The organism is Cryobacterium sp. TMT1-2-1 (genome assembly GCF_004403955.1).
Taxonomy (GTDB): Bacteria; Actinomycetota; Actinomycetes; order Actinomycetales; family Microbacteriaceae; genus Cryobacterium; species Cryobacterium psychrotolerans.
The window spans coordinates 42,887-63,293 of sequence record NZ_SOHC01000030.1 but is presented as its reverse complement, the minus strand read 5'-3'; the positions used below and the strand labels follow the sequence as shown (position 1 = coordinate 63,293).

Genomic DNA, 20,407 nt, shown 5'->3' with positions numbered 1-20,407 from the left:
CCTGTGTGCGCGAGGGGGGACTTGAACCCCCACGTCCTTTCGAACACTGGCACCTGAAGCCAGCGCGTCTGCCAATTCCGCCACTCGCGCGAACTTGGAAATGCTAGCACTTTCAGCTGCCCCTTCGCCATTCGAGCCCCCGTCGGGCGCGCCCAGGGTCGATAAGCGGGGCGCGTTGCGCGGTGATTCGTGTCCTTCCCGGCGGCGCGGCGCGGGGCGCCCGGGGCGCCCGGGAGTTAGGCGCGGCATCGACCGCGCCCATATGATGACCTTTCGTGCGCTCAACCGCCGTTTCGGCGAGTTAACAAGTGAGCCAAGTAACATGCTCATAGCCAAACGGATCGGATCGGGAGACCTGTGGGCATACTGGACAATTTTGAAAAGGGCTTGGAACGTGCCGTCAACGGCGCTTTCGCGAAGACCTTCAAGTCGGGCGTGCAGCCGGTGGAGATCACCTCGGCGCTTCGGCGCGAGCTCGACACCCAGGCGGCCGTCGTTTCGCGCGACCGCATCCTCGCGCCCAACCGCTTCACGGTGCGCCTGGCGCGGGCCGACTTCTCGCGGATGACCGGGCTCGGCCGAACGCTGATCGACGAACTCACCCAGTTGGTGGAGCAGCACGCCCGCGAGCAGCGCTACCAGTTCGCCGGCGCGGTGGAGATCACCCTCGCCGAAGACCCCAGCCTGAGCGAAGGCATGGTGCAGATCGACTCCACCAACCTCACGGGCAAGGTGGCCTGGACGCCGGTGCTCGAGATCAACGGCAAGCGCCACCCGATCGTCAAGCCCCGCACCGTCATCGGCCGCGGCAGCGACGCCGACATCACCGTCGACGACAGCGGCACCTCGCGCCGCCACGTCGAAATCCTGTGGGACGGTTCACGGGCCAAGGTGCACGACCTCGATTCCACCAACGGTTCGCAGCTCAACGGCGAGCGGGTCACAACGGCCGCCCTCGAACCCGACTCGGTCGTCACCATTGGGCGCACCCGCATTGTCTTCCGCGTCGTCGCGCAGGCCGGGGCGGCCGACCAGGCCGCCGGCTTCTGGGGGCCCGGCAAATGAGCGTCAGCGAACTCACCCTGCTCGTGCTGCGCCTGGGCTTCCTGCTGCTGCTCTGGCTCTTCATCTTCGGCATCGTCTACGCGCTCCGCAGCGACCTGTTCGGCCAGCGGGTGCGCAAGATGGCGTCGGATGCCGCGGCAGCGACCCCCGCGCCGTCCCCGGTCTTCGCCGCATCCGCGAGCGCGCCCACCGAGGCCGTCTCCCGGCCCGTTGTGTCGCCCGGCAGCGGCGGAACCGAGAAGGCGACCGCGCAGAGCGCCTCCCGCCTGGTCATCACCTCCGGACCGAAGGCGGGCACCGAGTTCCCGCTCGGCGCCGAGCCGATCACGATCGGGCGCTCCAGCGACTCCAGCCTCGTCATCCGGGACGACTACACCTCCACCCACCACGCCAGGCTGATGCTGTGGCATGACGACTGGATGATCCAGGACCTCGACTCGACCAATGGCACCTTCCTGGCTGGGAGCCGGATCGCGGTGCCCACCCCCGTTCCCCTGAACACCGCAGTCAAGATTGGTGCCACCAGCTTCGAGCTTCGGCGGTAAGTGCATGGCGACAGTTAGCCACAGCGCAGCCGCGTCCCATGTTGGCAAGATCCGGTCCAACAACCAGGACTCCGGCTACGCAGGCAGCGCGCTCTTCATCGTCGCCGACGGCATGGGCGGTCACGCCGGCGGCGACGTCGCCTCCGCGATCGCGACGAAACGCGTCATGGAAGCCGACCAGCCCTACCAATCCGCGGCGGAGGCGGAATTCGCACTGCAGGCGGCGCTGATCGCGGCTAATTCACAGATCGCTGAATCGGTGTTCGAGCACGCCGAACTCACCGGGATGGGCACGACCGTCAGCGCCCTGGTCGTGCTCGACGACCAGGTCGCGATCGCGCACATCGGCGATTCCCGCATCTACCTGCTGCGTGACGGCGAACTGTCGCAGATCACCATCGACCACACGTTCGTGCAGCGCCTGGTCGACAGCGGCCGCATCACCGAGCAGGAGGCCATGGTGCATCCGCGCCGCTCGGTGCTGATGCGGGTGCTCGGCGACGTCGAGTCCGCGCCGGAGGTCGACACCTCCATCCTCGCCACGCGAACCGGCGACCGCTGGTTGCTCTGCTCCGACGGGCTGACCGGTGTCGTGTCCCACGCGTCGATCACCGCCGCCCTGTCCACCGGCGCGGATGCCCAGACCGTCGCCGACCGCCTGGTGAAGGAAACCCTCGAGGGCGGCGCCCCCGACAACGTCACGATCGTCATTGTCGACATCGGGCCAGAGGACGAGCGCGACGGCGCCCCGCTGCTGGTGGGCTCGGCGGCCGGGCAGCTCGCCTTCGGTGAGGAACCGGCCAGGAACCGGGCGCTGCGGCTGCCGGCCCTGCGGCTGCACCCCGTGCGCGAGACCCACTTCGAACCGGACTCGCAGGATTACCTGTCCGAACTGATCGAAGAAGACGAACGGCGCGCCCGCCGGCGCAAGCTCACCTGGCTGACCGCGATCATCCTGCTCGTTCTCGCGATCGCCGGAGCGGCCCTTCTCGGCTACCAGTGGACCCAAACCCGGTATTTCGTCGGCGTCGAGGGCAGCACCGTGGCGATCTATCGCGGCGTCAACCAGGACCTCGGACCGATCCAGCTCTCGAGCGTCTACGAAGACACCAACCTCGAAATCTCCGAACTCCGGGTCTATGACCGGGATCAGGTCGAGGAAACCATCAGCGCGTCCTCCCTGGAAGACGCGAAACTCATCGTCGAACGGCTCCAAAATGCCAGCAACAAGTAATCCGGCGGGCGCGGCGGACACGTCTGCGCGCCGGGCGCAACCGCGGACGGGCGTCTTCAAGCGCCTGCACCTTCCGCAGAAGCTGCGCAACCTCGAGCTCTTCCTGCTCGCCATCGCCTGCGCGATCAACGCCGCCGCCGTGGTGCTCGTGCAGCTCGGCGCGCTCGGCCGCATCGACACCACGCTCGTGCTGTTCGGCGCCGGCCTGTCCGTCCTGGTCTTCGCCCTGCACATCGTGCTGCGCATCGTCGCGAGCGAGGCCGACCCGTTCATCCTCCCGATCGTCACCCTGCTCAATGGCATCGGCATCGCCATGATCTACCGCATCGACGTGGCCAACAACGAAGGCGGCATCGGCAGTGCCTCGGTGCGGCAGACCATCTGGAGTGCGCTGGCCATCGCCATGGCGATCGTGGTCCTCCTGGTGATCCGCAACCACCGGGTGCTCTTCAAATACACCTACATCGCCGGGTTCGCCGCCGTGATCCTGCTGCTGCTGCCGCTCGTGCCCGGCCTCGGCCGGGAGGTCAGCGGCGCCCGCGTCTGGATCGGCATCGGCTCCTTCGCCACCTTCCAGCCGGGCGAAATAGCCAAAATCGCCCTCGCCATCTTCTTCGCCGGCTACCTCGTACGAAACCGCGACAGCCTCTCCATGGTCGGTAAGCGATTCCTCGGCATGCACTTCCCCCGGCTGCGGGACCTCGGCCCGATCCTCGTGCTCTGGGCACTGTCGATGTCGGTCATCATCTTCCAGCACGACCTCGGTACTGCGCTGCTCTACTTCGGCCTCTTCCTGGTCATGCTCTACCTCGCCACCGCACGCCTCAGCTGGGTGGTCCTCGGCATGGGCCTGTTCATCGGCGGTGCGGTCATCGCAAGCCAGACCCTCAGCTACGTCAACGGCCGCTTCACCAACTGGCTCGATGCGATGAACCCGGATGTCTACAATGCGCCCGGCGGCAGCTACCAGCTCGTGCAGGGTCTGTTCGGCCTCGCCAAGGGCGGCCTCATCGGCACCGGTCTCGGCCAGGGTCGCCCCGACATCACCCCGGTGCCCCAGAGCGACTACATCATCGCCAGCCTCGGCGAAGAGCTCGGACTGGCCGGCATCTTCGCGATCCTCGCCCTGTACCTGCTTTTCGTCGCCCGCGGATTCCGTATCGGCTTCGCCGGCCAGGACGACTTCGGCAAGCTGCTCGGCGTCGGCCTCGCCTTCGTCGTCGCCCTGCAGTGCTTCATCGTCATCGGCGGCGTCACCCGCATCATCCCGCTCACCGGCCTGACGACCCCGTTCCTGGCCGCCGGCGGATCCTCCCTCGTCGCCAACTGGATCATCGCGGCGCTCCTGCTCCGCCTGTCCGACACGGTGCGCAACCAACCCAGGCTGGTGGTCTGATGAATCGAGAACTCAAGCGCGTGAGCATGGTCGTGCTGCTCATGTTCGTCGCACTCCTCACGTCGACCACGGTGGTGCAGGCGTTCCAGGCGGACAACCTGGCCGCGGATGCCCGCAACACCCGCACCCTCTATGACAGCTTCCAGGTCGAACGCGGCGCCATCCTCGCCGACGGCAAGCCGATCGCCGAGTCGGTGCCGGCCGACGACGACTACAAGTTCCTGCGCACGTACAGCAACGGTCCGCTGTACGCGCCGGTGACCGGGTTCATCCCGATCAACGGCGCCCCCACGGGCCTGGAGCACGCCCTCAACGCGGAACTCACCGGAACGTCGAACTCGCAGTTCTTCGACAAGCTCAGCTCGATCATCACCGGGCAGAAGCCCCGCGGGGCGGCCGTGGGCACCACGATCGACCCGGTGACGCAGCAGGCCGCCTGGGACGCACTCGGCGATCTCAAGGGCGCCGTGATCGTGACCGAACCGAAGACCGGTCGCATCCTCGCCATGGTCTCGAAGCCCGGCTACGACCCCAACACGCTCACCGTGCACGACAACAAGAAGGTCACCGACGCCTACCAGGCACTGCTCGACAACCCCGACGACCCCCTGATCAACCGGGCGATCCGCGGCGACCTCAACCCTCCGGGTTCCGTGTTCAAGCTGGTCGTGACGGCCGCGGCGCTCGAGTCCGGCGAGTTCACCCCCGAAAGCACGTTCCCCAACCCCGCCACGCTCACCCTGCCCGGCTCCACGGCCGTGGTCACGAACTCGAGCCGGGGCACCTGCGGCGGCGGCGCCACCGTCACCCTGGCCACGGCGCTGCGGCTCTCCTGCAACATCCCGTTCGCCGAGCTGGGACTGCAGCTGGGGGACGCGGCGATTCGCGAGCAGGCCGAGAAGTTCGGCTTCAACTCCACGTATGGTGTCCCGCTGTCCGTCGCGGAGAGCGTCTACCCGAGAGACCTCGACAAGGCGCAGACCGCCCTCTCCGCCTTCGGCCAGTACGACGTGCGCGCGACGCCGATGCAGATGGCCATCGTGTCCGCCACCATCGCCAACGGCGGCATCGCCATGGAACCCAATCTCGTCGACGAGATCCTCGCCCCGAACCTCAGCCCGCTGGAGAGTTTCCAGGCGAAGGAGATGGCCACGGTGATCAGCCCCGAAACGGCCGCGACCATGACCCAAATGATGGTCAACGGAGTCAAGGACGGCGCCGCGAGCAATGCAAGAATAGACGGGGTTGACGTGGCCGGAAAGACGGGAACCGCACAGAACGGAAAGGATCTGCCGTACACCCTGTGGTTCACTGGATTTGCACCCGCGCAGGACCCGCAGTTTGCCATCACTGTCCTGATTGAGGACGGCGGGGGGCTCGGCCAGGAGGGGTACGGCAATCTTCTTGCCGCACCGGTTGCACAAGAGGTACTAGAGGCGGTGTTGGATAAATGAGACCCACAGCAGGGCTCACCTTCGGGGGACGATACGAGCTGCAGTCCAGGATCGCCATTGGCGGCATGGGCGAGGTGTGGCAATCCACCGACCTCGTCATCGGCCGCACGGTCGCCATCAAGATCCTCAAGGACGAATACCTCGGCGACCCGGGATTCCTCGAGCGTTTCCGCGCTGAGGCCCGCCACGCCGCCCTGGTGAACCACGAGGGCATCGCCAACGTCTTCGACTACGGAGAAGAAGAAGGCAGCGCCTTCCTGGTCATGGAGCTCGTGCCCGGTGAGGCACTCTCCACCATCCTCGAGCGCGAGCATGTGCTGTCGACCGACAAGGTGCTCGACATCGTCGCGCAGACGGCAGCAGCGCTGCACGCCGCGCACGCAGCCGGGCTGGTCCACCGCGACATCAAGCCGGGCAACCTGCTGATCACCCCCGACGGCCGCGTCAAGATCACCGACTTCGGAATCGCCCGCATCGCCGACCAGGTTCCGCTCACCGCGACCGGCCAGGTCATGGGCACCGTGCAGTACCTCTCGCCGGAGCAGGCCAGCGGCAAGTCCGCCTCGCCCACCACGGACATCTACTCGCTCGGCATCGTGGCGTATGAAAGCCTGGCCGGCCGACGCCCGTTCACGGGCGAGTCCCAGGTGGCCATCGCCATGGCGCAGATCAACGAAACCGCGCCCGACCTGCCGACCACGGTCTCCGAGCCGGTGCGCAACCTCGTCATTTCCTGCCTGGCCAAGAACCCCGCCGACCGCCCGGCCTCCGCCGCGCACCTGGCCCGCGCCGCGACGGCGCTGCGCCGAGGGGATGTCGCGGCCGCAGCGGCATCCGTGCCCGCGGTCATGGCCGGGATCACCCCGACCTCCGCAACAATGCTGATGCCCGGCGCCGGGTATGACCAGGCCACGACCGTGCTCCCGACTGCCTCGGCGCCCGGGACGCGCGCCGAGGCGGCCGCCGCCGAGGCCGCGACGAAGAAGAACAAGCGCAGCCCCTGGACCTGGCCGCTGATCGCCCTGATCGCCCTGCTCGCGATCGTGCTCACCGGAACGCTGATCGCCCTCTTCACCCAGGGGAACGAGACCCCGGTCGTGCCCCCGACGTCCACGGCGGCGTCGAGCACCCCGAAGGTGACGCCCACTGCCACGCCGACCGTCACTCCAACCCCGACGAGCACCGCGGTCAGCGTGCTGTCCAAGGACTTTGTGGGCCTGACCAGCGCCGAGGCACGCGACAAGCTCGTCGGCCTGGAACTCGTCGCCGACATGGTTCCCGGGAACATCGCCGATGCGCCGGACAAGGTCGACCGGGTCTACGACGTCAACCCGACCGGAACCGTCCAGAAGGGCACGAAGATCACGGTCAAGTACTTCGTTGCCGCACCCACACCCGATGCGCCGACCACTGCGCCGACCGTTGCCCCGGCCACGGCCGTGGCCGGCACCGACGTGGTCGTCACGTGGACCGCCCAGTCCTGCCCCAGCGGCCTGCAACTGACCGGCTACGAGGTGCTCGTCGAAGGTACCGGCGCGACCTCGCCCCCCGTTGCCAGCCCCGCAGCGACCACGACGTCGGTGACCACGGGTCCGGATGCGGGCACGTTCACCGTGAAGTTCCGCTACCTGTGCGGAGGCTTCCCGTCCGAATACTCGCCGGCATCCACCCCGGTGGTCGTCACGGCTGCGCCGTAGTCCATGCCCCGTGCGGGTACCATAGGCGAGATTGTGTTCGCGAGCTGGGAGTGATGCATTGACTGAGGTTGGCCGTTTGCTCGCTGGTCGCTACCGCGTAGGCGCGCTCATCGGCCGTGGCGGAATGGCGGATGTCCACGTCGGCACAGACTCACGCCTCGGGCGCACGGTGGCCATCAAGCTCCTCAAGTCGACCCTGGCCACCGACCCCGCGTTCCGCACCCGCTTCCGCCAGGAGGCCCAGGCCGCGGCCCGGATGGCTCACCCCACCATTGTGCGGGTCTTCGACGCCGGTGAAGAGACGGTCACCGAACCGGGCGGCCACGAGGCTCAGGTTCCCTTCATCGTCATGGAGCATGTCGACGGACGCCTGCTCAAGGACATCATCCGCGAGGGCCCCGTCGAGTCCGCCGAGGCCGTGCGCATCATCGAGGGCGTTCTCACGGCCCTCGAGTACTCCCACCGCGCCGGCGTCGTGCACCGAGACATCAAGCCGGGCAACATCATGATCACCAGGACCGGCCAGGTCAAGGTGATGGACTTCGGCATCGCCCGGGCGATCTCGAGCTCGGCGACCACGGTCGCCCAGACCACGGCGATCCTCGGCACTGCCGCCTACTTCTCGCCGGAGCAGGCCAAGGGCGAATCGGTCGATGCCCGCACCGACCTGTACTCCACCGGCGTCGTCCTGTTCGAGATGCTCACCGGACGGCCCCCGTTCCATGGCGACACCCCCGTCGCCGTCGCGTACCAGCACGTGAGCGAGGCCCCGGTCACACCGAGCTCGGTCAACCCGAAGGTCTCGCCGGCCCTCGACGCCGTCGTGCTGCGGGCCCTGACGAAGGACCGGTTCGCCCGGTACCAGAGCGCCGTCGAGTTCCGCGCCGACGTCGAGACAGCCGCCGCCGGGCACATCCCCGTGCATCGACCGCTCGACGAAACGGCCGCCGGGTTGTTCGGCCCGGCGCCCGTCATCGCATCCGGGTCCGAGCTCGCCCTCAAGCAGCTCGCCGAAGACCAGACGATGGTGCGCACCCAGCGCCGACCACCGGTGAGCTGGATCTGGGCCGGAATCGTGGCCGTCGTCGTGATCGTGGTCTCGGTGATGTTCTGGGTATTCAGTCTCACGCCGAGCGGCGACATCCCGGACAGTTCGCGCAAGGTGCCCACACTGACCGGGCAGAGCTACGACGCGGCGCAGAACTCCCTTCTCGACCTGGACCTCGCGGCCACGAAAGCCGAGGAGGCCAGCGCCACGGTTCCGAAGGACGAGGTCATCCGCACCGATCCGCCCGCCGGCACGATCGTGCAGCCGGCCGAGGTGATCAAGGTCTTCGTGTCGACCGGCGCCCAGCCGGTCGAGGTCCCTGATGTCACGAACCAGCCCGTCGAGGCCGCGGAAGCAGCCGTCAAGGGGGCCGGGCTCGAATCAGGCTCTGTCACCAAGGAGAACTCACCGACGATGGCCGCGGGCATCGTTCTGCGCACCGACCCGGAGGCCACCAGCACCGTCCAGGCCGGCTCCACGGTCAACTACGTGGTGTCCAGCGGGCTCGTGACCCTCATCGACCTCACCGGCCAGTCGCTCAGCGCGGCGAGCGATCTTCTCAGCGCACAGGACCTCCAGCTGGTTCCCATTCCGACGCCCGACTCCACGTGCGCCTCGGAGGCCGGTTCCCCGGTCACCAAGCAGTCACTGCCCCCGGGTGAAGTGCCCCAGAAGTCCGAGGTCCTCCTCACCTACTGCGCCGGCTAAATCCCGCGAAACTGCAGTTTCGCGGGATGTGCGGGCGGGAGAAGAAGGGGAGGTCAGCTGAGCTTGAGCAGCGGCGTGAGGCCCTTGGCCGTCTCGCGCGCCTCAGGCAGGCCGGCCAGGGCCAGCCAGTTGCCGAGCATCCGGTAGCCACCCTCGGTCAGCACGGACTCCGGGTGGAACTGCACCCCGAAGATGGGCGCTGACTCGTGCCGGAGTCCCATGATCACGCCGCCCTGCGTGCGTGAGGTGACGATGAGCTCGCGCGGAACCGTGGAATCGACCACGGCGAGGGAGTGGTACCTGGTCGCCGTGAAGGGCTGCGGCACTCCCTGGTAGAAGTCGCTTTCGTCGTGCGTGATCAGCGACGTCTTGCCGTGCATGAGTTCCTCGGCATTGGTCACGGTGGCCCCGAAGGCCTCCGCAATCGCCTGGTGGCCCAGGCAGACCCCGAGAAGCGGCGTGCCTGAGGCGAAGGCCGCCTCGACGATCGGAATGGAGACGCCCGCATTGGATGGCTTGCCGGGCCCCGGCGAGACAAGGACGCCGTCGTAGTGGGACAGTCGTTCGGCCGCCTCCGATGCGTCGAACGCGTCGTTGCGCAACACCTCGGTCTCCGCGCCGAGCTCCATCAGGTACCCGTTGAGGGTGTAGACAAAGCTGTCGTAATTGTCGAGAACCAGAATGCGGGTCATGAGCCGCCCACCGTCGCTTCCTCTGTGTTGATGATCTCGTCCACCCAGGGGAACACCCACGTGCTCAGGACGAGCAGAACGCCGGCCAGCAGGACAAGCAGGAGCAGTATCCGGAGCCAGGCCGGACCGGGCAGGATCTGCCACAGCGCTGCGTACATGTGAGCCTCCTAGCCCTTCGCCTGCGCGGCGATGATCGGTGCGAGCTCCGCGGGCGGGCCGGCGGATGTCGGCCGCCACGATTCGAAGACGCCGTAGGCGATGATCCGCTCCGCCGTCGAGTACAGCGGGTTGCAGCTGGTCAGGGTGATGAGGGCGTCGGTGGCGGCCTTGTCCACTGCGCCGGGAACCGGGGCGAGCACAGCCACCTCGCTCGGCGCAACGTATTCCATGTCCCGGAAACGGTAGGTGAAGTAGCCGTCGGCCGTTTGCACGTAGATTGCGTCGCCGAGTTGCAGTTCATTGATCAGGTGCATGCCCCCTCCGTAAGCGCTCCGGTGTGCGGCCACGGCGAAGTTGCCGACCTCACCGGGCATCTGGGTGTCGGGGTAGTGCCCGATGCCGAGGCGGGTGCTGTTCAGGACGCCCGTTCCGACACCCTCCGCGATGGTGCGGTGGTAGTCGGCACCGAAACGCGGCACGAAGAGCACGGCGAAGGCATCCCCGGCGCCCGGCGCCGCTGACACGATCGGGTCACCGTAGTCCGCGGGTACCGGGGCAGGCTTGTCGGCGTCCCGGGCGTTACGGTCCTGCGCGATCCAACCGTTGCTGAGGTCGGCGGCGGCCTTCGACTGCTCGCCCGCGACGAACGCGTCATTCCACCAGAGCTGCCAGCCGATGAAGAGGAGCACGACGGCGCCCGCGGTGATGAGCAACTCTCCGAGCACTCCCAATACGGTGACCGGGCGCCGAGACGACTTCCGGCCGCGTCTGCCACGGGCGGGCGCGGCGACAGGCTCGGCCATTTCGGTCATGACGTAATCCTAATCGGGCTCCCGCCGGGCTTTCCCCGAATGGCGGACCGGGGCCCGCCCAGCCGGGGACGCTAGAATCTGAGGCATGGCACGCACAAACCCCCGCACCAAGCCCGCACGCGACGTGGTTTCCCGCTCCGAAGACGCACCGAACCCGGTCTGGTTCAAGCCGGTCATGTTCGGCTTCATGCTCCTCGGCCTCGCCTGGATCATCGTCTTCTACGTGAGCCAGGGCGGTTTCCCCGTGCCGGCGCTCGGCTCCTGGAACATCCTGGTCGGCTTCGGGATCGCCTTCATCGGCTTCCTGATGACGACCCGCTGGCGCTGACTGTCCCCATTTCGGCGGACCAATTACACCGGTGTAATTATCCCCATGTGGAAACTCCTGTGGATAACTTTTCCACAGGCCTCTAGCCCAGTAGTTTCACGCAACTGAGGGCCGCCAGGATCAGCGCGAAAACAACGATCAACGCGGTCTGCAGGGTCGCCTGGGAGCGCTTCCTCGTCTGAACGAAGATGAGGCCCACGATCGCGCCGCCGATCAGCCCGCCGAGGTGCGCCTGCCAGGAGATGTTGGTCCCCGGCAGGAACCCGATCACGAAGTTGATGCCGAGGAGCACCAGCAGCTGGGTGGAGTTGCCCCCCAGGCGGCGCTGGATGACGAACATGGCGCCCACCAGCCCGAAGATTGCCCCGGATGCCCCCACAACGCCCACACGCGGGTCGGCGAGGAACAGGACGCCCAGGGAACCGGCCCACCCGCTCAGCAGGTAGAGCGCGAGGAAGCGCCAGCGTCCCAGCATGGCCTCCAGCTGCGGACCGAAGATCCACAGCATGTACATGTTCAGCAGCACGTGGAAGATGAAGCCGGTCGAATGAAGGAAGACGCTGGTGAGCATCCGCCAGGGCTCGAAGAGCGCGGGGTAGGAAAACGCACCGGCGTAGAAGAGCCTGTCCGTGACTCCGAGGCCCGGAATGAGTTGAAGCACGAACACGAAGAGCGTGACGGCAATGATGCCGTACGTGACGACGGGTGCGCCGCTGCCCGTGAGCCGGGTCAGCACGGCCGACTTCGTGCGCGGAGCGTTGCGGCGCTGCTCCTGCATGCATTCGGGGCAGATGACGCCGACGGCGGCCTGGGTCTGGCACTCAGGGCAGATCGTGCGTCCGCAGCGCTGGCACAGGATGTAACTGGGCCTGCCCGGATGCCGGTAGCAGTAATTCGCGGCGGTACCGGGCAGGTCGGTCATCCGGGGCGGGGCCTAGACCTGTTCGACGGTGACGCTCTCGATGAAAACATCGGAGAGCGGGCGGTCGCGGCCGTCGGTGGGGACCGTGGCCAGCTTCTCAACGATGGCGCGGGAATCCGCGTCCTCGACGGCGCCGAAGATGGTGTGCTTGCCCTGCAGCCAGGTGGTGGGAACAACGGTGATGAAGAACTGCGAGCCGTTGGTGCCGCGGCCGCCCTGGATGCCGGCGTTCGCCATGGCGAGCACGTAGGGCTGGGTGAAGTCGAGCTCCGGGTTGATTTCGTCGTCGAACTGGTAGCCGGGTCCGCCGGTGCCCTGGCCGAGCGGGTCGCCGGCCTGGATCATGAAGTCCTTGATGATGCGGTGGAAGACGGTGCCGTCGTAGAGGGGCGTCTTCGAGGTCTGGCCGGTGGCCGGGTGCTTCCATTCGATCTCGCCCGTGGCGAGGCCGACGAAGTTCTTCACGGTCTTCGGCGCGTGATTGCCGTAGAGGTTTACCTTGATCGGTCCGAGGGTCGTGTTCAGGGTGGCGACTGCGGTGTGCTTAGACATAACGGTAATTCTTGCACAGCACTATTGCCGTCTCCTGACCAGGATCCGATACCCAGAGCGCTCCCAGCCGATTCAGTGGCAAGATGGGTGTGTTCGCCACACGACATCGATGGAGGGTCCAGATGAGCCTGTCACGCAAGCGCCGCAAGGAACTTGACCGGCTGCGCAAGAGCGCAGACGAACTATGGAACCACCAGCAGGAGGTTCTCGACCGTGCGAATGAGATCGCACGCGAGGCCGCACGTCAGGCGGGGAGCCTGACTCGCGAGGAAGTCGTCCCGCGCGTACGCGAGGGATACGAGCACTACGTTCGCCCCGGAGTTCACGCGGGCCAGGAAGTCGCCGACAGCGTTCGCCGCCGCCTGGTCGAGGACGTGCTCCCCGGCATCGGGACCGCGATCGGCACCGTCATGTCGGTCGGGGACGTCGCCAAGGATGCGCGGGTGCGCGCCGCCATGAACCGCCTTCGCTTCCAGAAGCCCGTCGTGGTTGAGAAGCAGGGCCTGGGCGCCGGCACGTACATCGCCATCGGAATCGGCCTGGCCGCCGCAGCCGGCGTCGCCTACGCCGTCTGGCAGACGTTCCGTGCCGACGACGAGCTCTGGGTGGCCGCTGACGAGCCCGAGCGCACGCCGAACGAGGACTAACCGTCCATAGCTTCACCAGGGCCTGTATCTTCCGGATACGGGCCCTGGTCTGTTAACGGGTGCGATTCCGGCTCGTGCCCTTAAACGAAGAACGCCCGGCCGCTGGAGCGGGCCGGGCGTCTGTCATGTGTGGAGCCACGGGGAATCGAACCCCGGACCTCCTGCTTGCAAAGCAGGCGCTCTACCAATTGAGCTATGGCCCCGCGAATCACAGGTGACAAGTCACCTTGAGGTCGCACGTGGGGATACCGGGATTTGAACCTGGGACCTCTTCATTATCAGTGAAGCGCTCTAACCAACTGAGCTATATCCCCCTATTGGGCAGATTTGAGACTACCGGAACCAGCCGGTTTCTCCCAATCGAGACGAGAGAAAACCGCGGCGGGTTCCACGTGAAACGTGTATTTCTGCCTAGTTGTTGGTGAAACCGACGAGCAGTCCGCCGGTCATCTTCACACTGAGGTTGTACAGCAGGGCGAAAATGGCCCCCAGCGCGGTGATGACGACCGTGTTGAGCACGGCCACCACGGTGGCGAACCCCATGACGTTCCCGAGCGAGAGAATGCTCGCGAGGTCTGACGAGTCGCCGGCGATCGAGGTGTACAGGTCGTCTACCGTGTCGAAAATCATCGTCTGGTTGAGCACCGTGAAGATCAGGAACGTGGCCACGATCGTGACGACGGCCAGGCAGACGGCGACCAGGAACGAGAGCTTCACGCTCGACCAGAAGTCGATGTACACCAGCTTGAGGCGCACCTGCTTCGTGGACGGTCGGCGGGTCGACTTCTTGGCAAGCTTTTCTGCGACGCTACTCATCTACTGATTCTTCTTTCTCCGCGTCGGTCTCCGGTGCGGCCTCAACGAGTTCGGCCACCAGATTGCGTTCGGTGTTCTTCGCTATGGCAATGATCCTGTCCTGCAACGCGAATTTCGCGAAGACCACGCCCATCGTGTCGCGTCCCTTGGCCGGGACTTCCGCGACGTCAGAGCGTACCACCTTGCCGCTGGCCAGGACCACGAGCACCTCGTCGCCTTCATCGACGATCAGGGCGCCCACCAGGTCGCCCCGGTCCTCGTTGAGTTTGGCGACCTTGATGCCGAGGCCCCCGCGGTTCTGCAGGCGGTATTGGTCGGCCGCTGTGCGCTTGGCGTAGCCGCCTTCCGTGACCACGAAGACGAATCCGTCATTGGAGACAACGGATGCGTCGAGCAGTTTGTCTTCGCCCCGGAAGTGCATGCCGATGACGCCGGAGGTGCTGCGTCCCATCGGCCGCAGGGCCTCATCCGTCGCGGTGAACCGGATGGACATGCCCTTGCGGGAGACGAGCAGCAGGTCGGAATCGTCATTGACGAGCAGCGCGGAGACGAGTTCGTCGCCTTCTCTGAGCTTGATCGCGATGATCCCGCCGGTGCGGTTGGTGTCGTATTCGCGCAGCGCGGTCTTCTTGATCAGGCCGTCGCGGGTGGCGAGGGTGAGGTACTGGGCCACCCCGTAATCGCGGATGTCGAGGATCTGCGCGATTTCCTCACCCGGCTGCAGCGCGAGCAGGTTGGCGACGTGCTGGCCCTTCGCGTCGCGGCCGGATTCGACTGCTTCGTACGCCTTGGCGCGGTAGACCCGGCCGGTGTTCGTGAAGAACAGGAGCCAGTGGTGCGTGGTGGTGACGAAGAAGTGCTCCACGACGTCATCCGCCCGGAGCTGGGCTCCCTTGACGCCCTTGCCGCCACGGTGCTGGTTGCGGTAGTTGTCGCTCCTGGTGCGCTTGATGTAGCCGCCGCGGGTGACGGTGACGACCATCTCCTCTTCGGGGATGAGGTCCTCGATCGACATGTCGCCGTCGAAGCCGAACATGATCTCGGTGCGCCGGTCGTCGCCGAACTTGGCGGTGATCTCGCCGAGTTCTTCGCTGATGATCGTGCGCTGGCGCTCGGGGCTGGCCAGGATCGACTTGAACTCGGCGATCTGCAGCTCGAGTTCGGCGGCCTGGTCGATGATCTTCTGTCGTTCGAGGGCGGCCAGGCGACGCAGCTGCATGGTCAGGATCGCGTCGGCCTGGAGCTTGTCGACGTCGAGCAGGGCCATCAGGCCTTCGCGGGCGTCGTCGACGGTGTTCGACCGGCGGATGAGGGCGATTACCTCATCGAGCGCGTCGAGGGCCTTGAGGTAGCCGCGCAGGATGTGCGCGTCGGCCTCGGCCTTGTTCAGCCGGAACTGCGTGCGCCGGACGATGACCTCGATCTGGTGCGCGACCCACGCGGTGATGAAGCCGTCCAGGGCGAGCGTGCGCGGGATGCCGTCGACGATGGCGAGCATGTTCGCGCCGAAGTTGTCCTGCAGCTGGGTGTGCTTGTACAGGTTGTTCAGCACGACCTTGGCGACCGCATCGCGCTTGAGCACGATGACGAGGCGCTGGCCGGTGCGACCGGATGTCTCGTCGCGGATGTCGGCGATGCCGCTGATCTTGGCGTCCTTGACCAGGTCGGCGATCTTGATCGCGAGGTTGTCCGGGTTGACCTGGTAGGGCAGCTCGGTGATGACGAGGCAGGTGCGACCCTGGAGCTCCTCGATGTTGACCACGGCGCGCATCGTGATGGAGCCGCGGCCGGTGCGGTAGGCATCCTGGATGCCCTTGGTGCCGAGGATCTGGGCGCCGGTGGGGAAGTCGGGGCCCTTGATCCGCTGCATCAGGGCCTCGAGCAGCTCCTCACGGGTGGCCTCGGGGTTCTCGAGGTACCACAGCGCGCCGGCGGCCACCTCGCGCAGGTTGTGCGGCGGGATGTTCGTGGCCATGCCGACGGCGATGCCCACGGAGCCGTTGACCAGCAGGTTCGGGAACCGGGCGGGCAGCACGGTCGGCTCGAGCGTGCGGCCGTCGTAGTTGTCCTGGAAGTCGACGGTGTCTTCGTCGATGTCCCGCACCATCTCGAGCGCGAGCGGAGCCATCTTGGTTTCGGTGTACCGGGGGGCGGCGGCACCGTCGTTGCCGGGGGAGCCGAAGTTGCCCTGGCCGAGGGCCAGCGGGTACCGCAGGCTCCACGGCTGGACGAGCCGCACGAGGGCGTCGTAGATCGAAGAGTCACCGTGCGGGTGGAACTGCCCCATCACGTCGCCGACGACGCGGGCGCACTTCGAGAAGGCCTTGTCGGGGCGGTAGCCGCCGTCGAACATGGCGTAGATCACGCGGCGGTGCACGGGCTTCATACCGTCGCGCACGTCGGGCAGCGCGCGCCCGACGATGACGCTCATCGCGTAGTCGAGGTAGGACCGCTGCATTTCCAGCTGCAGGTCGACCTGGTCGATCTTGCCGTGCTGGATCAGGTGCTTCGCCGCGGCCGCGGCCTCGGCGGCCTCCACGGTGTTCTCGCCCGGGGTGTCGGGGGTGTCTTTAGATGTCAAGGAAACGCACGTCCTTCGCGTTCTTTTGGATGAAGTTACGGCGGGACTCGACGTCCTCGCCCATCAGGGTGGAGAAGATTTCGTCGGCAGCCGCCGCGTCATCGAGGGTGACCTGCAGCAGCGTGCGGGATTCCGGAGCCATGGTCGTTTCCCACAGTTCCTTGTAGTCCATCTCGCCAAGACCCTTGTAGCGCTGGATGCCGTTGTCCTTGGGAATCCGCTTGCCGGCCGCGGCGCCATCCGCCAGCAGGGCGTCGCGCTCTCGGTCCGAGTACACGTATTCGTGCGCCGAGTTGGCCCACTTCAGTCGGTACAGCGGCGGCTGGGCGAGGTAGACGTAGCCCAGGTCGATCAGCGGGCGCATATACCGGAACAGCAATGTAAGCAGCAGGGTGGTGATGTGCTGGCCGTCGACGTCGGCATCGGCCATCAGCACGATCTTGTGGTAACGCACCTTGTCCGGGTTGAATTCCTCGCCGATGCCGGCGCCGAACGCCGTGATCATGGCCTGCACCTCGTTATTGCCGAGCGCGCGGTCGAGGCGAGCCTTCTCGACGTTGAGGATCTTGCCTCGGAGGGGGAGGATCGCCTGGGTCTCGGGGTTGCGTCCCTGCACGGCGGAACCGCCGGCCGAGTCACCCTCGACGATGAAGATCTCGGAGAGGGAGGGGTCCTTGCTCTGGCAGTCCTTGAGCTTGCCGGGCATGCCGCCGCCCTCGAGCAGGCCCTTGCGGCGGGCCGTTTCCCGGGCCTTGCGCGCGGCCATCCGGGCGTTCGAGGCCTGGAGGGCCTTGCGGATGATCTCGCGAGCCGGGTTCGGGTTGCGGTTGAACCAGTCCGAGAGCTGGTCGCCCGCGACGCGCTGCACGAATGCCTTGGCCTCGGTGTTGCCCAGCTTGGTCTTCGTCTGTCCTTCGAACTGCGGTTCGGCGAGTTTGATCGACACGACGGCGGTCAGACCCTCGCGCACGTCGTCGCCGGTGAGGTTGTCATCCTTTTCCTTGAGGATGCCCTTCTCGCGGGCGTACTTGTTGACGAGCGTGGTGAGCGCGGCCCGGAAACCCTCTTCGTGGGTTCCACCCTCGTGGGTGTTGATCGTGTTCGCGTAGGTGTGCACGCTCTCCGTGTACGCGGTGGTCCACTGCATGGCCACTTCGAGCGCGATCTTGCGCTCCTTGTCTTCGAACTCGAAGGAGATGATTTCGTCGTTGACCAGGTCGGCCTTCTTGGCACGGTTCAGGTAGGCGACGTAGTCGACCAGGCCCTGCTCGTACATGAAGGTATTGGTGACGGGGTTGCCCTCGTCGTCAGCGTGTTCGGGCCGCTCGTCGGCGAGCGTGAGGCGCAGGCCCTTATTGAGGAAGGCCATCTGCTGGAACCGGGCGCGGAGCGTTTCGTAGTCGAACTCGACGGTCTCGAACGTTTCGGTGCTCGGCCAGAAGGTGATGGTCGTGCCGGTCTCGCTGGATTCTTCACCCTTTTCCAGCGGAGCGTTGGGCACGCCGTCGGCGAAGCTCTGGCGCCAGACATGTCCCTGGCGGCGTACCTCGACCTCGAGGCGGGACGACAGCGCGTTGACGACCGAGCTTCCGACTCCGTGCAGTCCGCCGGAGACGGAGTAGCCGCCGCCGCCGAACTTTCCGCCGGCGTGCAGGACCGTCAGCACTACCTCAACGGTCGAGCGGCCCTCGGCCTTGTGGATGTCGACCGGGATGCCGCGGCCGTTGTCCTCGACCCGAACCGCGCCGTCGGCGAGGATACGGATTCCGATGGTGTCGCAGTATCCCGCCAGCGCCTCGTCGACGGAGTTGTCGACGATCTCGTAGACGAGGTGGTGCAGCCCGCGGGGACCCGTCGAACCGATGTACATTCCGGGTCGTTTGCGTACGGCTTCAAGTCCTTCGAGAACCTGGATATCGTCTGCGCCGTATTCGTGCGCCGGCTCTGTCTTTGGTTCAACTGACATCTGAAAGTGGGCTCCTGACCGTCGCACGGGCGACCATTCAGTCTACCAAACGGGCCGAGCGCTCCCGGCCACATACGCGCGTCTGGCGCGTTTTATTTGCGAGGGTGACCGAATTTGCCCGGTTACCCGTAGGTATCGCGTGGACCCCGCCCTGGAATTGATCTGGGGCCCTTTTTCCAGGAGGGGGCGTTGGGTCCCTGAAATCGGATTGACTCGATTCCGGCATCCGGATACTTCACGGCGATGTGACCCATGATCTCGACGCGCATCATCCTCAGCTGCGTGGCCCACGCGGTCGACTCGCAGCTCACGGTCAACACACCGTCCTCGATTCCGGCGGGGGTGGAGTGTTTCGCGGTCTCCTCTCCGGCCAGCTCGACCCACGATGCGAGGAGTTCGGACTGGGCGAGGGGAGAGTTCCAGCCGAGTTGCCTGGTGAGCGAACTGATCGCATCGCCGAGCCCCCGCGGGTCGCGGCCGGCCCCGAACGGAACGCTGGAACCGGTTTCGTCACGGGTGCGGCGCTTGCCCCTGGATCGTTTGGCATTCGGGTCGCCGAAGACGTCTTTGAAGCGCAGGTAGACGCGGCCCGCTTCGCTCTGCTCAGCCATCGACAACAGCCCCCGCCCGGATGTGGACGGTGTGCGCCACGAGGGCCTCTGGCACGTCCTCGAGAACGGCGGCCGTGATAATCACCTGTTCGAAACCCGCGACGGCATCGGCCAGGCGCCGGCGCCGGGATTGGTCGAGCTCGGCGAACACGTCGTCGAGGATCACAACCGGATCTCCGCTCGTGGAGTCGCGGCGCAAGAGCTCGGCCGAGGCGAGCTTCAGGGCCAGGGCGAACGACCACGATTCCCCGTGGCTCGCATAGCCCTTGGCAGGCAGGGCATTGAGCATGAAAACGAGGTCGTCCCGGTGCGGACCGGCCAGGGTCAACCCGCGCTCGAGTTCCTTCGGCCGCAGACTCGCCAGCGCCGCCCGGAAAAACTCCCGAGTCCCGGTGCTCGAGCCTGTCGCGGTGGTCGAGCCTGTCGAGACCCGGATTGCGCCCGCGTCGACCCCGGAATCTTCATCCGCCCCGAGGATGCTGAGCGAGGCGATCAGCGCCGGTCCATGGTCTTCGCCCGCCACGGACTGATAGGCCACGCGCAGCGGTTCGCCGAGCTGGCGTATGAGTTCGGCGCGCTCGTCGATGATCTCGGAGCCCAGTTCGACGAGTCTCTCGTCCCAGATATCGAGTGTGCCCAGCGCATTCGGGCGCACGCCCGCCGCCCGGGCGGACTTCAAAAGAGTGTTCCGCTGTTTGAGCACCCGATCGTAGTCGGCCAGCACGGCGGAAATGCGCGGGGTGCGCAGCACGAGGAGCTGGTCGAGGAATCGTCGCCGACCGGATGGGTCGCCCCGGACCAGGGCGAGGTCCTCCGGTGCGAACAGCACGCTCGAGAAGTACCGCGGAAGTTCGCGGGTCTTGATCACGGATCGGTTGACCTGCGCCCGGTTCAGCCCCGATCGGTTGATCTGGACTTCGGTGAGAAGGTCCCGGCCGTTGTATTCGAGCCGCGCTCGAATGATCGCGGCGTCCTGGCCGGCCCGGATCATGGCACCGGTTGTCGACACCCGGTGCGAACCGAGGGTGCTGAGAAAGCCGAGGGCCTCGATTAAGTTGGTTTTTCCCTGACCGTTGCGTCCCACGACCAGGTTGGGTCCTGGCAGGAACGGAACGTCGACCTGCGCGTAATTGCGGAAGTCGGTGAGTGACAAGTGTGTGACCCTCACGCCGGG

At 66.4% G+C, this 20,407-nt stretch carries 19 protein-coding genes and 3 tRNA genes; 9 read left to right on the top strand and 13 right to left on the bottom strand.

What is annotated here, in order from left to right:
• Positions 1-6: 6 nt before the first annotated feature.
• Positions 7-90, bottom strand: a tRNA-Leu gene (locus tag E3T33_RS05635).
• A gap of 267 nt (positions 91-357) precedes the next feature.
• Here E3T33_RS05635 and E3T33_RS05630 point away from each other — a divergent pair.
• The 7 genes from E3T33_RS05630 to pknB are packed head-to-tail and all read left to right on the top strand — an operon-like array spanning position 358 to position 9,147.
• The gene (locus tag E3T33_RS05630) at positions 358-1,065 is read left to right on the top strand and encodes a DUF3662 and FHA domain-containing protein (protein ID WP_092322552.1); all 708 of its coding nucleotides are present in this window, start codon (positions 358-360) and stop codon (positions 1,063-1,065) included.
• The gene (locus E3T33_RS05625) at positions 1,062-1,610 is read left to right on the top strand and encodes an FHA domain-containing protein (RefSeq protein ID WP_092322554.1); all 549 of its coding nucleotides are present in this window, start codon (positions 1,062-1,064) and stop codon (positions 1,608-1,610) included. The genes E3T33_RS05630 and E3T33_RS05625 overlap by 4 nt, the downstream gene beginning before the upstream one ends.
• Positions 1,611-1,614: 4 nt before the next feature.
• Positions 1,615-2,844 (top strand): Stp1/IreP family PP2C-type Ser/Thr phosphatase, encoded by a 1,230-nt coding sequence (locus tag E3T33_RS05620; RefSeq protein ID WP_092322555.1) that lies wholly within the window; start codon positions 1,615-1,617, stop codon positions 2,842-2,844.
• The gene (locus E3T33_RS05615) at positions 2,828-4,240 is read left to right on the top strand and encodes an FtsW/RodA/SpoVE family cell cycle protein (RefSeq protein WP_092322557.1); all 1,413 of its coding nucleotides are present in this window, start codon (positions 2,828-2,830) and stop codon (positions 4,238-4,240) included. Before E3T33_RS05620 ends, E3T33_RS05615 begins: the two co-directional genes overlap by 17 nt.
• On the top strand, positions 4,240-5,694 hold the full coding sequence (locus E3T33_RS05610) for a penicillin-binding protein 2 (protein ID WP_092322558.1): 1,455 nt from the start codon (positions 4,240-4,242) through the stop codon (positions 5,692-5,694). Before E3T33_RS05615 ends, E3T33_RS05610 begins: the two co-directional genes overlap by 1 nt.
• Complete coding sequence (locus tag E3T33_RS05605; RefSeq protein WP_092322560.1) at positions 5,691-7,391, top strand: serine/threonine-protein kinase; 1,701 nt, start codon at positions 5,691-5,693, stop codon at positions 7,389-7,391. The genes E3T33_RS05610 and E3T33_RS05605 overlap by 4 nt, the downstream gene beginning before the upstream one ends.
• A gap of 58 nt (positions 7,392-7,449) precedes the next feature.
• On the top strand, positions 7,450-9,147 hold the full coding sequence (gene pknB / locus E3T33_RS05600; protein WP_092322561.1) for a Stk1 family PASTA domain-containing Ser/Thr kinase: 1,698 nt from the start codon (positions 7,450-7,452) through the stop codon (positions 9,145-9,147).
• A 53-nt stretch (positions 9,148-9,200) separates the two neighbouring features.
• On the opposite strand, the gene E3T33_RS05595 is transcribed toward pknB, so the two are convergent.
• The 3 genes from E3T33_RS05595 to E3T33_RS05590 are packed head-to-tail and all read right to left on the bottom strand — an operon-like array spanning position 9,201 to position 10,810.
• Positions 9,201-9,839, bottom strand: coding sequence for a gamma-glutamyl-gamma-aminobutyrate hydrolase family protein (locus tag E3T33_RS05595; protein ID WP_092322563.1), 639 nt, complete (start codon positions 9,837-9,839; stop codon positions 9,201-9,203).
• Positions 9,836-9,997: a hypothetical protein gene (locus E3T33_RS15200; protein ID WP_166784409.1), complete on the bottom strand. Its 162-nt coding sequence runs from the start codon at positions 9,995-9,997 to the stop codon at positions 9,836-9,838. Before E3T33_RS15200 ends, E3T33_RS05595 begins: the two co-directional genes overlap by 4 nt.
• Before the next feature lie 9 nt (positions 9,998-10,006).
• A complete protein-coding gene (locus tag E3T33_RS05590) occupies positions 10,007-10,810 on the bottom strand; it encodes a class E sortase (protein WP_241982834.1) in 804 nt (267 codons plus the stop codon).
• Between the two features lie 85 nt (positions 10,811-10,895).
• Here E3T33_RS05590 and E3T33_RS05585 point away from each other — a divergent pair, with 85 nt between their 5' ends.
• Positions 10,896-11,138, top strand: a complete 243-nt coding sequence (locus tag E3T33_RS05585; protein ID WP_092322564.1) for a cell division protein CrgA — start codon at positions 10,896-10,898, stop codon at positions 11,136-11,138.
• An 82-nt stretch (positions 11,139-11,220) separates the two neighbouring features.
• Here E3T33_RS05585 and E3T33_RS05580 read toward each other — a convergent pair whose 3' ends face one another.
• Positions 11,221-12,060 carry a rhomboid family intramembrane serine protease gene (locus E3T33_RS05580; protein ID WP_092322566.1) on the bottom strand — a complete coding sequence of 280 codons (840 nt, stop codon included), beginning with the start codon at positions 12,058-12,060 and terminating at the stop codon, positions 11,221-11,223.
• 12 nt (positions 12,061-12,072) lie between these two features.
• Positions 12,073-12,612 carry a peptidylprolyl isomerase gene (locus tag E3T33_RS05575; protein ID WP_092322567.1) on the bottom strand — a complete coding sequence of 180 codons (540 nt, stop codon included), beginning with the start codon at positions 12,610-12,612 and terminating at the stop codon, positions 12,073-12,075.
• Between the two features lie 122 nt (positions 12,613-12,734).
• Between E3T33_RS05575 and E3T33_RS05570 the strand changes: the two genes are divergently transcribed.
• Positions 12,735-13,259, top strand: a complete 525-nt coding sequence (locus tag E3T33_RS05570) for a hypothetical protein (RefSeq protein ID WP_092322569.1) — start codon at positions 12,735-12,737, stop codon at positions 13,257-13,259.
• 130 nt (positions 13,260-13,389) lie between these two features.
• Here the strand turns inward: E3T33_RS05570 and E3T33_RS05565 are convergent.
• The 7 genes from E3T33_RS05565 to recF all read right to left on the bottom strand — a co-directional run bounded on the left by E3T33_RS05565 (position 13,390) and on the right by recF (position 20,401).
• Positions 13,390-13,462 (bottom strand) — tRNA-Ala (locus E3T33_RS05565).
• Positions 13,463-13,499: 37 nt separating this feature from the next.
• A tRNA-Ile gene (locus E3T33_RS05560) sits at positions 13,500-13,573 on the bottom strand.
• Between the two features lie 97 nt (positions 13,574-13,670).
• A complete protein-coding gene (locus tag E3T33_RS05555; RefSeq protein WP_092322673.1) occupies positions 13,671-14,075 on the bottom strand; it encodes a DUF3566 domain-containing protein in 405 nt (134 codons plus the stop codon).
• Entirely contained in the window at positions 14,068-16,614 is a 2,547-nt protein-coding gene (gene gyrA / locus E3T33_RS05550; RefSeq protein WP_241982843.1) for a DNA gyrase subunit A, read from the bottom strand. The genes E3T33_RS05555 and gyrA overlap by 8 nt, the downstream gene beginning before the upstream one ends.
• Before the next feature lie 31 nt (positions 16,615-16,645).
• On the bottom strand, positions 16,646-18,622 hold the full coding sequence (gene gyrB / locus E3T33_RS05545; protein WP_092322676.1) for a DNA topoisomerase (ATP-hydrolyzing) subunit B: 1,977 nt from the start codon (positions 18,620-18,622) through the stop codon (positions 16,646-16,648).
• A 122-nt stretch (positions 18,623-18,744) separates the two neighbouring features.
• Positions 18,745-19,233, bottom strand: a complete 489-nt coding sequence (locus E3T33_RS05540) for a DciA family protein (RefSeq protein ID WP_134574930.1) — start codon at positions 19,231-19,233, stop codon at positions 18,745-18,747.
• Complete coding sequence (gene recF, locus E3T33_RS05535; protein WP_134574929.1) at positions 19,226-20,401, bottom strand: DNA replication/repair protein RecF; 1,176 nt, start codon at positions 20,399-20,401, stop codon at positions 19,226-19,228. Before recF ends, E3T33_RS05540 begins: the two co-directional genes overlap by 8 nt.
• Positions 20,402-20,407 lie beyond the last annotated feature (6 nt).